The 12141-nt window shown below is 62.6% G+C and carries 7 protein-coding genes and 2 tRNA genes; 3 read left to right on the forward strand and 6 right to left on the reverse strand.

The features are described 5' to 3' along the window. The first annotated feature begins 22 nt into the window (after window positions 1-22). Window positions 23-1069: an arsenosugar biosynthesis radical SAM (seleno)protein ArsS gene (gene arsS / locus I2H31_RS12440; RefSeq protein ID WP_196293454.1), complete on the forward strand. Its 1047-nt coding sequence runs from the start codon at window positions 23-25 to the stop codon at window positions 1067-1069. Window positions 1070-1217: 148 nt separating this feature from the next. On the opposite strand, the gene I2H31_RS12445 is transcribed toward arsS, so the two are convergent. Then, the gene (locus tag I2H31_RS12445) at window positions 1218-1856 is read right to left on the reverse strand and encodes a TIGR04282 family arsenosugar biosynthesis glycosyltransferase (protein WP_196293362.1); all 639 of its coding nucleotides are present in this window, start codon (window positions 1854-1856) and stop codon (window positions 1218-1220) included. Window positions 1857-2205: 349 nt separating this feature from the next. Between I2H31_RS12445 and I2H31_RS12450 the strand changes: the two genes are divergently transcribed. Then, the gene (locus I2H31_RS12450; RefSeq protein WP_196293363.1) at window positions 2206-5016 is read left to right on the forward strand and encodes a T9SS type A sorting domain-containing protein; all 2811 of its coding nucleotides are present in this window, start codon (window positions 2206-2208) and stop codon (window positions 5014-5016) included. A 76-nt stretch (window positions 5017-5092) separates the two neighbouring features. Here I2H31_RS12450 and galB read toward each other — a convergent pair whose 3' ends face one another. The 5 genes from galB to mutS form a co-directional block, all read right to left on the reverse strand. Next, on the reverse strand, window positions 5093-7570 hold the full coding sequence (gene galB / locus I2H31_RS12455) for a beta-galactosidase GalB (RefSeq protein ID WP_196293364.1): 2478 nt from the start codon (window positions 7568-7570) through the stop codon (window positions 5093-5095). A 156-nt stretch (window positions 7571-7726) separates the two neighbouring features. Continuing rightward, window positions 7727-7809: transfer RNA gene (locus I2H31_RS12460), tRNA-Leu, on the reverse strand. Further along, window positions 7810-8295: an HNH endonuclease gene (locus tag I2H31_RS12465; RefSeq protein WP_196293365.1), complete on the reverse strand. Its 486-nt coding sequence runs from the start codon at window positions 8293-8295 to the stop codon at window positions 7810-7812. Window positions 8296-8347: 52 nt separating this feature from the next. Beyond that, window positions 8348-8423, reverse strand: a tRNA-Gly gene (locus I2H31_RS12470). Between the two features lie 131 nt (window positions 8424-8554). Continuing rightward, a complete protein-coding gene (gene mutS, locus I2H31_RS12475; protein ID WP_196293455.1) occupies window positions 8555-11242 on the reverse strand; it encodes a DNA mismatch repair protein MutS in 2688 nt (895 codons plus the stop codon). A gap of 250 nt (window positions 11243-11492) precedes the next feature. Here mutS and I2H31_RS12480 point away from each other — a divergent pair, with 250 nt between their 5' ends. After that, window positions 11493-12026: an RNA methyltransferase gene (locus tag I2H31_RS12480; RefSeq protein ID WP_196293366.1), complete on the forward strand. Its 534-nt coding sequence runs from the start codon at window positions 11493-11495 to the stop codon at window positions 12024-12026. Window positions 12027-12141: the final 115 nt, after the last annotated feature.

Genomic DNA, 12141 nt, shown 5'->3' on the forward strand with positions numbered 1-12141 from the left:
GTGTTCTTTCTTAAGTCGAATGATTAAGTCACTCAAAGCCACTGGCAATCAACTGGCTGATTCTGCTTTCCAGCTCACCGTGCTGCGCCGCGAGGTGGCCGAGACGCTGCACCTGCCGCTGTTTCATGAGAAGCTGCGCGAGGCGGCGCTGTTTCCGCTGCTGCCCGTGGCCCCGGCCGTGCTCCAAATCAACGTGGGCAAGATGTGCAACCAGGTGTGCAAGCACTGCCACGTGGACGCCGGCCCCGACCGCAAGGAAATCATGACCCGCGACACGATGCAGTACTGCCTCGACGCGCTGGCCCAAACCGACATCCCGACGGTGGACCTCACCGGCGGCGCGCCCGAGATGAACCCCGATTTTCGGTGGTTTGTAGAGGAAATCAGCAAGCTGGGCCGCAAGGTGCTGGTGCGCTGCAACCTCACCATCATCGTGGCCAACAAGAAATACCACGACCTGCCCGAGTTCTTCAAGAAGCACGGCGTGGAAGTGGTGAGTTCCCTGCCCTTCTACAGCGCCTCCAAAACCGACAGCCAGCGCGGCGACGGCGTGTTCGAGGACTCCATCAAGGCCCTGAAAATGCTAAACGCTGTGGGCTACGGCCAGCCCGGCTCCGGCCTGGTCCTGAACCTGGTGTACAACCCCGCCGGGGCCTTCCTGCCAGGCTCGCAGAAGGGCCTGCAGGACCAGTTCAAGAAGGCGCTGCTGAAAAACCACGGCATCGTGTTCAACGAGTTGTTCGCCATCACCAACATTCCGGTGAGCCGCTACCTGGACTATTTGATTGAGTCCGGCAACTACGCGGGCTACATGGAAAAGCTGGTCAACGCCTTCAACCCCGTGGCGGCGGCCGGCGTGATGTGCCGCAACACCATTTCGGTGGGCTGGGACGGCGGCCTCTACGACTGCGACTTCAACCAGATGCTGGACCTGCACGTGGCCAGCACCGTGCAGCACATCCGCGACTTCGATGCCGCGGCCCTGGCCCAGCGCCCCATCGTCATCAACCAGCACTGCTACGGCTGCACGGCCGGCAGCGGCTCCAGTTGCGGCGGCACCGTAGCGTAAGGGCCATCTGTTGATTTAGCGAACAATTAGGAACGGTCAGGTCGAACCTGTCGAGACATCTCGCGTGCCGGAGTAAATAATTACTTCCTCACGCGAGATGTCTCGACAAGCTCGACATGACCGTTCTCCACGCTCGACATGACCGTTCTTATTGGTTCGCCGTACCCCGCCACTTCGCCAAATCCCGGCCCGAATCCACGTCGTGCAGCACCGGCAGCTGCGCCACGCTGAGCCCCAGGCGGGCGGCATCGGCCAGCGTATCGGGCAGTACGGTGGCCGTGCTCCAGTTTTTGTTGGCAAAAAGCGCTGGCTGTAACTCCCGCATTCCCAGTAGGTAGTACCCGCCGTCGTCGGCCGGGCCCAGCACCACGTCGTGGGCAGCCAGGGCGTCGAAAGCTGCCAGCAGTAGCTCCGGTGTCAGGCCCGGGCAGTCGGTGCCGATGACGACGGCCCGGGAGGCCCCGCTGGCAAACGCCTCGCTGAAGGCGTGGCTCATGCGCTCGCCCAGGTCCCCGGCGGCGGGCTGCACGCGCCAGGGCAGGCCGGGCCACTCGGGCCGGGGCCGGGCGGCATCGGCGGCCGGAGCAGGGGCTTCGGCCAGCCAGACGGTGGCCGGCACCCGGGCAGCCTGCACCGCAGCGGCCGTGACGCCCAGCAGTTCCCGGTACACCGCCAGCGCCCCCTCCGGGCCGATGTCGGCCGCAAGGCGGGTTTTGACGCGGCCCAGCGCGGGCTCGCGGGCGAAAATGAGGAGGTGAGCACCGGGCTCGGGTAGTGGGAGAGTCATACGCGGAAACAAACTGGCGAATTATGGAACCAAAATTGCGGATTAATTAAATACAAAAGGATGGGCATATTATCACTTACTGGTCCATGCTCTTATCGGGGGCAAAAGAGTGCCTTGTCACTCTATAGCCCCGAACCTTGCGCTACTACACAAACCTTTTTACCTCTGTCTTCCAACGCATTAATTCAGCCTGCCAACCCAACTACAGGTTGGCAGCAAAGTGCATGAAACGCAATTGCGGCAAGCTGTGGTCGGTAATACCCAGGCTGTTTTTGCTCTGCGCCCCGGCCACAGACGGTGCCTGACCATGATTTTACGCTTATTCTTTTCACTTTTTCTTTTCCCATTTATGAAAAACCGTTTACCGTTTCTCTCCTTTCTACTGGTTCTGGGCAGCTTGCTGCTGGGCAGCGCGCAGGAGGCGCGCGCTTCCCACTTGCTGGGGGGCGACATGACCTACGTGTCGCTGGGCAACAACCAGTACCGGGTCAAGTTCCGCCTCTACCGCGACTGCACGGGCATCCTGCCCACCCCCGGCGACTTCGTGCTGGCCTGCCGCAACGGCGGCAACACCGCGCCTCCTTTTTGCAACGTGACGGCCTCGGTTACGGCCACGTTCGTGCAGCAGGGGGCCGTGGAAGCGGGCAACCCCTTCTGCGCGGCCGCCTCGGCCGGCCCCTGCCAGGGCCCGACCGGCCTGCCCAACTACGACGTGTACAACTTCCTGACCACCGTGACGCTGCCCCCCGGCAACTGGACGCTGAGTACCTTCTCCAACGCCCGCCCCACCCTGGCCAATGTGGTGGCTGGTGACCTGTACGTGGAAGCCACGCTCGACAACCGCAACCAGGGCACGACGGCCGTGGCCAACAACTCGCCCCAGTTCGACCCGCAGGACATTCCGATTCAGTACGTGTGCTGGAAGCAGCCCACTACCATCACCTACTCCGCCACCGAGCCCGACGGCGACTCGCTCGTGTACCAACTGGCCGCCCCGCTGCAGGGCTGCGGTGCCCCGGTGACGTACAATGCCCTTCCCGTTCCTGACCGCTTCCCCTCCATCGGGTCCATTCCCGGTAATCCGGCTCCATGTTTCTTAAACTATCCCGGAGTTCCGGGCGGCACTTATAGCCCCACCCACCCCATCCAGCTGGGCTTCGATACGGTGGGCACCTGTCCTTTAAAAACAAAGGTGGCGCGTACGGTTCGCTTCAACCAGCAGGCGCGCACGCTAACATTTACGCCCGGCATATTCGACGCCACGGCCCAGCCGAACTCTGGCGCCAATAAGTACCAGATTGCCATGCTCATTACCGAGTACCGCCGCATCAACGGCGTGCGCCGCGTCATTGGCACGGTGCGCCGCGAGGCCAACATCATCGTCATCGACTGCGGCACCAACAGCACCCCGAACCCCGTGCAGTCCAATCCGGTGACCGTGAACTCCACGACCACGACGGTGAACACGGCCGATACGACCCGCATCGACGTGCGCTCGTGCAACTACTCGCGCGTGGAACTCAACTTCACCGACCCCGACAACCTGCGCACACCCAGCCGCAACCAGCACCTGACCGTGACGCTGCCGGCCAACATCAATACCGACCCCAACCTGCTCGACTCGGGCGACGTGGGTACCTTCAGCCTGAATGGCAACGGTTCGACCAATCCCCGGGGCGTGTTCTTCTTCCAGCCCTCACCCACCACCGTGGGCCGCATCATCCGCCTCAACATCCGCGTCGAGGACGACGCCTGCCCTATTAAGGGAATCCAGAACCGCGTGGTGGTGATTCGCATTGTGAAAGGAAACGCGGCCACCGCCGCCGCCACGGGAATTGGCGGCGCCACGCTGCCCGCCATCTGCGCGGGCGGCTCGCTCACGCTGCAAGGCAACGTGCAACGCCCGGACTCCATTCGCCGCATTGCCACCAACACCACGCAGGCGCAGCAATATTTCTTCCAGTGGACGGTGGCTCCGGGGGGTAGCGGCTTGCCGGCCGTGACCAACACGCAAAACATCACCGTGAACCCCACCGTGACGACCCGCTACCGCTTGGCCATTGCGCCGACCCTGGGCTTCGCCCAAGGCTCCTGCGGCGACACGACGTCCATCTTGGTGCGCGTGGTGGGCCCGCCGGTGGTGGCCATCACGCGGAGCCTGCCGCAGGTGTGCGCCGGCGCGGCCGTGAACCTGGTCGCGACGGCATCCATTCCCAATGCCCCCACTGGCGTGAATGACGTGTACACCTACCGCTGGTCGGGCCCGGGCATCCCGGCCAACACCACCGGGGCGACCCTAACCGTGCGCCCCACCACCGTGGGCGTGAATACCTACACCGTGACCGCCACCGGGGCTTCGCCCTACGGCTGCTCGGCCACCAACACCGTGCAGGTGACCGTGACGCCGCCGCCCACCGTGCGCGTGACCGCCGCGTCGCAGTTCTCCTGCCCCGGCACTCCGGTGGTGCTCTCGGCCACGGCCACGACTTCGGGCATCCCCGATACGTACACCTTCCGTTTTGACGCGGCCCCGGGCCTGGCCACCGCCGACCAAACCAAGGCCAACCCCACGGTGAGCCCGCTGGTGACGACCCGCTACCGCGTAACGGCTTCGGGCAACCCGGCCACCGGCTGCGCCGACACGGCTTCGGTGGTCGTGCGCGTGCTGCCAGCCGTGACGGCCCCCGTTGTGACGCGCAACGGCAACACCCTGACCAGCAGCTACGCCATCGGTAACCAATGGTTCCGTGATGGTCAATCTCTGGTGGGGGCTACTGGCCAAAGCCTTGCGATTACCACAAATGGAGCCTACGCCGTCACGGCCACTGTTACGACGGGGGGCGTTAACTGTACTTCGCCCATGTCGGCGGCGCTGACGGTGCTGTCGGCTGTGCGGGCGCTGCCGGGCACGAGCCTGGCCGTGGCCCCCAACCCCACCCCCGACGGCCGCCTGCGCGTGGCCCTGACCGGCTACGCCCAGCCCGTCACGCTCACCGTCTTCGACGCCCTGGGCCGCCAGGTGACGCAAACCGCCGTACCTGTCCCCAACCCGCAGGGCACTGCCCAGGAGTTGAGCCTGAACGGCTGCGGTGCCGGCATCTACCTGCTGCAAGTGCGTACCGCCAACAGCCTCGAAATTCGCCGTATCGTGCGCGAATAGCTTGGGTTGAATCTTAATTGGCCACAAAAAAGCCGGCTGCTTACTCAAGCAGCCGGCTTTTTTGTGGCCAAAGTTTTTACTTAATGGCCGTTTTTAACTGCATAGCACCGACCTGCAGGCCCGCGCCACTCACGTTGAGCTGCACCGCGCCGGCTTGGTTGGAGGCTTGGATGATGGCCACCACCTGGCCGTGAAAGGCGTGCATCTGTGGCTGGTGGAATGGCTCCAGGCTGGTGGGGTCGCCGTTGGCCATGGCGCGGAAGCGGCCGGCCCCGCTCACCGCCACTTGCAGCAGGTCGGCGGCATCGGGGCAGAGGTTGCCTTCGGCGTCTTCCACGCGCACCGTGACGTAGGCCAGGTCCTGGCCGTCGGCGGCGAGGGCTGTGTGGTCGGCGGATAGTTTGATGTGGTGGGGCGGGCCGGCGGTGCGCACGGTTTCTTCGGCCACGGCCTTGCCCTGGGCGTCGTAGGCCACCACTTTGATGGCCCCGGGCGCGTATTTCACGTCGTTCCACATCAGGCGGTAGCGGGTTTGGGGCCGGTCGGATTTCGCTTTGGTTTGGCGTCCCTGGCTCACACCGTTCACGAACAGCTCGGCCGAGGGGTAACTGGTGTAGCAAAACACCGGCGTGGTCTGTCCTTCCCGGCCGGGCCAGGTCCAGTGCGGCAGCAGGTGCAGGGTGGGCTGGGCCGTGTTCCAGCGGGCGCGGTAGAGGTAGTACCGGTCTTTGGGCAGGCCGGCCAGGTCCAGCATGCCGAACATGGAACTGTGCGAAGGCCACTTCTCGTCGTAAGGCGTGGGCTCGCCGAGGTAGTCAAACCCGGTCCAGACGAACTCGCCGATGACGTTGGGCAGGTCGTCCTGCGCGGCAAATTCCTCGTCCGGCGTCTGCGACCAGCTGCACGCCTCCAGGTCGTAAGACGAACACTGGTTGTCGTCGTATTTCTTTTCCTTGGCCATCACCACCGGAAACTTGTACACCCCACGCGAGCTCACCGTGGAGGCCGTTTCGGAGCCCAGCAGGAAGCCTTGGGGCAGCTTGCTCAGCGCCTCGGCGTAGCGGTGGGGCTTGTAGTTGAAGCCGGGAATTTCGACCACCGGCGCCAAGCCGTACTTGAAATCGTCGTCGAACCGGTCCATGCCGGCGGCAATGGGCCGCGTGGGGTCTTCGCGGCGCACGATGTCCTGCAGGCGCTTGGCCAGCACGGGGCCGTTGGGGTTGCTTTGGTCGGGCACCTCGTTGCCGATGCTCCACATGATGACGGACGGGTGGTTGCGGTCGCGGCGCACCATGTTCACCAGGTCCTTTTCGGCCCACTGGTCGAAGTACTGGCTGTAGCCGTTTTTCACTTTCGGCGATTTCCACTCGTCGAAGGCTTCCACCATCAGCATAAAGCCCATCTCATCGGCCAGGCTCACCAGCTCGGGCGCGGGCATGTTGTGCGAAGTCCGGATGGCGTCGCAGCCCATGTCCTTTAGCAAGGCCAGCTGCCGGCGCAGGGCCGCCGGGTTCACGGCCGCACCCAGCGGGCCCAGGTCGTGGTGGTTGCACACGCCCTTGAACTTGCGCGGCTGCCCGTTCAGCGAGAAGCCTTTGCCCGCCTCAAACTTGAACGAGCGAATGCCGAAGCGCGTGCGGTACTCGTCTTTCAGCGTTTGCCCGGCGTAGAGCCGGGAGGAAGCCGTGTACAAAACCGGCGTCTCGGGCGACCACAGTTTCGGCTGCGGCACTTCCAGGTTTTGCTCAAAATCCGGCTTAGCGGCCGCCGCGAGGCTGCTGGTGCTCGTGGCCACCACTTTGCCAGCCGCGTCGCGGATTTCGGTCACGAGGCGCAGGGCCGGCCGGGCACCGGTGGGCGCTTCTACCTGCGTGCGCAGCTTCACCCGGGCTGTTTGGGCCGTGATGTCGGATGTGGTGAGGTAGGTACCCCACACGGGAATGTGCACGTCGTCGGTGAGGAGGAGGTGCACGTTGCGGTAGAGGCCCGCGCCGGGGTACCAGCGCGAAGCTTCGGGCTGATTCTGCAGGCGCACGGCCAGCGTGTTGTCGGCCCCGGCTTTCAGAAAAGCGGTGATGTCGAAGGAAAACGAGTTGTAGCCGTAGGGCCAGCGGCCCACCTCTCGCCCATTCACGAAAACCTGGGCGTTGCTCATGGCCCCGTCGAACAGCAGCACCGCCCGCTTGCCCGCCCTAAAGCCCGGCACCGCCAGCCGCCGCCGGTACCAGCCCGTGCCGATGAAGGGCAGGCCGCCCGTGCGCCCGGCTTTCAGGGTGGCCGTTTGCTCGTTGTTCTGCTCAATCTTGACCTTTTGCAAGTCGTTGTTCCCATCGAACGGGCCATAAATAGCCCAGTCGTGCGGGACGCTCACCGTTTGCCACTTGGCATCTTTAAACTCGGGCTTGGCAGCGTCGGGCACGTCGCCTTTGCTGAATTTCCAGTCGGTAGTAAGCAGGTATTCCTGGCGCGCCTGGGCCAGGGCCGGCCGCGCGGGCAAGGAGAAAGCAAGGGCCCCCAGCCCCACCAAGGCCCAACGGCCGAACAATGCGCTCATACGATTTCCAGTGGCTAAAACTGAGCGCCTTCTAGGACTACCCAGGCCGGCAAAGGTCCGGTTTCCTGGCGGAAGCGGCAAGGCAAGCCTGGACACATGGCCCGTCGCATCTGCAAAGCAAAAGGCCCTTCACGTTGCAATGAAGGGCCTTTTAAGTACCAGAGACGGGACTCGAACCCGTACGTCCGTGAAGACAAGGGATTTTAAGTCCCTCGTGGCTACCATTACACCACTCTGGCTCAACGACTTAGGTTGTTTCTACCTCTGTAATTACTGGTGCATGCATGACAATTAGGACAAAGTAACTGCAAGTTTTCTATTCGATGGTCATTCGGCTTTCCGTTCAAATGATGAAGCTCCAACGGAATCGGCTTATCACGCCACTTGCTTAGCCCACACTCCTCGCATTCGTGCTTCTTCCACCCTTCTTTGAGCAGTCGACCACGTAAGCCGTGGGTAAATGCATAAGGAGAGTTCTCAACAAGTATTTCTGCCAAAGTGGCCTTGCGACCGAAACTACGGTATCGCCCCCCTTGATTCCAGGCCGCGCCGGTGAAATGGCTGGTGTCAAGCCCAAGCTTGGCAATGCGGCTGTGTACCGTTTTGTAGTTGCCGCCGGCTGGCACCAGTCCGATGCGGCCCAACACCTGCCGCACCGACAAGCTCTCGGCCACGGCCCGCCGAAATTCGTCATCGGAGCTAAGGCATTTGCGCGCAGCGGCCATGTCGGAAGCGGATAAATAAAAAACGCTGCCCGAAGACAGCGTTTTTTTATTTTGGAGCGGGAGACGAGGTTCGAACTCGCGACCTCGACCTTGGCAAGGTCGCGCTCTACCAACTGAGCTACTCTCGCGGGAGGTTCAGAACTACTTGCGTAGCGCTGAATGGTGCGACAAAGGTAAGGCGTTTTTTTGGCGACGCAAGCGCTGAAAGTGGAATTTCTCTCTCCGGCGGCCTTTGAGCTTCATTTTCAGGTCAAAAAAATTACCCTTTCCCTAACGTCAGCTTCAGTTCGTTCAGTTTCATCAGCGCCTCAATGGGCGTGAGCGTGTTCACGTCGAGGTGCTGCAGCAGCTCCCGGATGCGCTCCAGGGCCGGGTCGCTGGGCTCGAAAATGCTGAGCTGGGCGCGCGGCGCCGTGGCCACGGCCGCCGTGGTGCGGGGCTTGGGCGCGGCGGGTAGCTGCGCCGGCGGCACCGCCAGGGCCTGACGGCCCCCACCGGCCTCAATACCGGCCAGCACGTCGTCAAAATCCGTCGGCACGTCGCTTTCTACCGCACCGCTGGTGCGCTCCACTTCCAGGTGGTGCATGATTTCGTTGGCCCGCAGCACCACCGAGGTGGGCATGCCCGCCAGCCGCGCCACATGGATGCCAAAGCTGTGCTCGGAGCCGCCGGGCTGCAGCTTGCGCAGGAACAGGATGCGGCCATCGGCCTCCTTCACGGCCACGTTGTAGTTGCGCACCCGCGGGCAGTCGTCGGCCAGCTGGTTGAGCTCGTGGTAGTGGGTGGCGAAAAGGGTCTTGGCCTTGGCTTTGGGGTTGTTATGCAGGTGCTCCACAATGGCCCAGGCAATGCTGATTCCGTCGTAGGTGCTGGTGCCGCGCCCGATTTCGTCCATCAGCACCAGGCTTCTATCTGATAAATTATTCAGAATGGAGGCCGTTTCGGTCATCTCCACCATGAAGGTGCTTTCGCCCTTGCTTAGGTTGTCGGAGGCGCCCACGCGGGTAAAAATTTTATCAATAATGCCCACAGTGGCCGCCTCGGCCGGCACGAAAGAGCCGATTTGGGCCAACAGCACAATAAGGGCCGTCTGGCGCAACAGGGCCGATTTGCCAGCCATATTGGGGCCGGTTATCACCACAATCTGCTGCTCGTCCTGGTCGAGGCAGATGTCGTTCGGAATGTAGCTTTCGCCGGGCGGCAGCTGGCGCTCGATGACGGGGTGGCGGCCGGCTTTGATGTCGAGCACGGTGCCGTCGTTCACCACGGGCTGCACGTAGCGCTGCTGCCGCGCCGTGAGGGCAAAGCTGGCCAGGCAGTCCATCACGCCAATGGCGCGGGCGTTTTGCTGAATCTGGGGCACGAAATCCAACGCCGCCAGTACCAGCTCGTTATAAATATTCTGCTCGATGACGAACAGGCGCTCTTCAGCGTTGAGAATTTTCTCTTCGTAGGTTTTCAGCTCCTCGGTCACGTAGCGCTCGGCGTTTACCAGCGTTTGCTTGCGAATCCAAGAGCTTGGCACCTTGTCCTTGTGAGCATTAGTTACTTCGAGGTAATAGCCGAATACTTTGTTGTAAGCCACTTTCAGCGACGAGATGCCGGTGTTGCGCTGCTCGCGCTGCTGCAGCTGCAATAGGTAGTCCTTGCCCGAAAACGCCAGCGCCCGCAGCTCGTCCAGCTCGGCATCAATGCCCGAGTTGAGCACGCCGCCCTGGTTAGTGAGGATGGGCGCGTCGGGTTTGATTTTGGTAAGAATGTCTTGGCGCAGCGTGGCACAGGGATTGAGCTGGTCGGCCAGCTTCACCAGCGCCTTCACGCCGGAGGCGGCCAGCCGCTCGCGCATGGGCGCCACGGCTTCTAGGGCGCGGGCCAATTGGAGCAGTTCGCGCGGGTTCACGCGGCGCACGGCCACTTTGGAAATCAGGCGCTCCAAGTCGTTTATCTGGCGCAGGTGCTGGGTGAGGTCGGCCAGCAGCTCGTCGTCGGCCACCAGGGCGGCCACCGTGTCCAGGCGCCGCTGAATCTGACTTACTTCTTTGAGCGGCAATACTATCCACTTGCGCAGCAGGCGCGCGCCCATGGGCGTCAGGGTCTGGTCGAGCACGTCGATGAGGGGCACGCCGCCGGGGTGCTGGGCGTGCACCAGTTCCAGGTTGCGCACCGTGAAGCGGTCAAGCCACACGTACTTGTCTTCTTCCAGACGGCCGAGGCTGGCGATGTGTTGGATGTCGGTGTGCTTGGTTTCGGCCAGGTAGTGCAGGATGCAGCCAGCGGCAATGACGCCCTCTTTTAAACCGTCCACGCCAAAGCCTTTCAGCGAAGTGGTGCGGAAGTGGCGCGTGAGGGTGTCGTGGGCGTAGTCGGGGCCGAAAACCCATTCGTCCAGCGCGTAGGTGCAATAATCGGGGCCGAAGGTTTGCTCGAACTCGCCGCGGCTTTTCTTGCAGAACAGCACCTCGGCGGGGCTGAAATTCTGCAGCAGCTTGCCGAGGTAGTCCAGGGTGCCCTGCGCCACCAGAAATTCCCCGGTGCTGATGTCGAGAAACGAAATACCGGCTTCGGCCTTGCCGAAGTGAATGGCGGCCAAATAGTTGTTGGCGCGGCGCTCCAGCACGTTGTCGTGCATGCTCACGCCGGGCGTCACCAGCTCTGTGATGCCGCGCTTCACCAGGCCCTTCGCCAGCTTGGGGTCTTCGAGCTGGTCGCAGATGGCCACGCGCTGGCCGGCGCGCACCAGCTTGGGCAGGTAATTGTCGAGGGCGTGGTGCGGGAAGCCGGCCAGCGGAATCTCGTTGGGCGTGCCGCCGCCGCGCTTGGTGAGCGTGATGTCGAGGATGCGCGCGGCCGTCACGGCGTCCTCCCCAAACGTCTCATAAAAGTCGCCCACCCGGAACAGGAGCACCGCGCCGGGGTGCTGCTGCTTGAGCAGGTAGTACTGCTTCATCAGGGGCGTGTCGACGGGCGAGCCGGGCGTGATGTGGTCGGGACCGACGGACTTGATGACGAACTGTTTTTTGGGTGCAGACAAGGCAAGTAGCAAAGTAGCGCGAACTTTGTAGTCCGCGTTTTGAGAAGATATCAAAGGCTTAGTCGGGCCCGGGCAACCCGCGCCACGGAGCAGGGAAACGGCTCAAACCAATCAATCAGCAACGTTTAAACCGATGATGCGAGCCACAAAGTTCGCGCAATTGACCATGCGAAAACTCACGATGGCCGAGCTAAACCGCCTGCCGGTGGCTGACTTCAAAAGTACGCCCAAAAGCCCGGTGGCTTTGGTGCTCGACAACGTGCGGAGCATGCACAACGTGGGCGCCATCTTCCGCACCGCCGACGCGTTTGCGCTCCAAAAAATCTACCTCTGCGGCATCACGCCGCGGCCGCCGCACCGCGAAATCACCAAAACCGCGCTGGGCAGCGAAGAATCGATGGCCTGGGAATACCGGGTGGAAACGGTGGCGGCCGTGGCCGAGCTAAAAAAATCTGATTATCAAGTCATAGCCGTGGAACAAACCACGGGCAGCGTGGCGTTGCCGAAATTCCAACCCGTGCCGGGGCGGCCCCTGGCCCTGGTGTTGGGCAACGAAGTGTTCGGCGTAGACGACGCCGTGCTCGCCTTGTGCGATTTGGCCGTGGAAATCCCCCAGTTTGGCACCAAGCACTCGCTCAACGTGGGCGTGGCAGCCGGGGTGGTGCTCTGGGACGCGCTGGTGAAGCTGGGCGTGGTGTAAGCCGCGTGCAACTTTCAGCGAGATACTGTCTCCCTTATGCGTTCCAAGTGAAAAGATTATATTAAATTTGGCAGTGCTGTCCTGACTCCTGGGCGGTTTGACGTTGTAAATTCCT

The sequence above is a fragment of the Hymenobacter ruricola genome, from assembly GCF_015694525.1.
Classification (GTDB): Bacteria; Bacteroidota; Bacteroidia; order Cytophagales; family Hymenobacteraceae; genus Hymenobacter; species Hymenobacter ruricola.

Excerpts from the sequence above, each read along its gene's own strand:
- mutS (WP_196293455.1), bottom strand. The coding sequence starts at position 11,242 with ATGAAGCAGTACTACCTGCTCAAGCAGCAGCACCCCGGCGCGGTGCTC.
- I2H31_RS12450 (WP_196293363.1), top strand. The coding sequence starts at position 2,206 with ATGAAAAACCGTTTACCGTTTCTCTCCTTTCTACTGGTTCTGGGCAGC.
- I2H31_RS12465 (WP_196293365.1), bottom strand. The coding sequence starts at position 8,295 with ATGGCCGCTGCGCGCAAATGCCTTAGCTCCGATGACGAATTTCGGCGG.
- I2H31_RS12445 (WP_196293362.1), bottom strand. The coding sequence starts at position 1,856 with ATGACTCTCCCACTACCCGAGCCCGGTGCTCACCTCCTCATTTTCGCC.
- galB (WP_196293364.1), bottom strand. The coding sequence starts at position 7,570 with ATGAGCGCATTGTTCGGCCGTTGGGCCTTGGTGGGGCTGGGGGCCCTT.
- I2H31_RS12480 (WP_196293366.1), top strand. The coding sequence starts at position 11,493 with ATGCGAAAACTCACGATGGCCGAGCTAAACCGCCTGCCGGTGGCTGAC.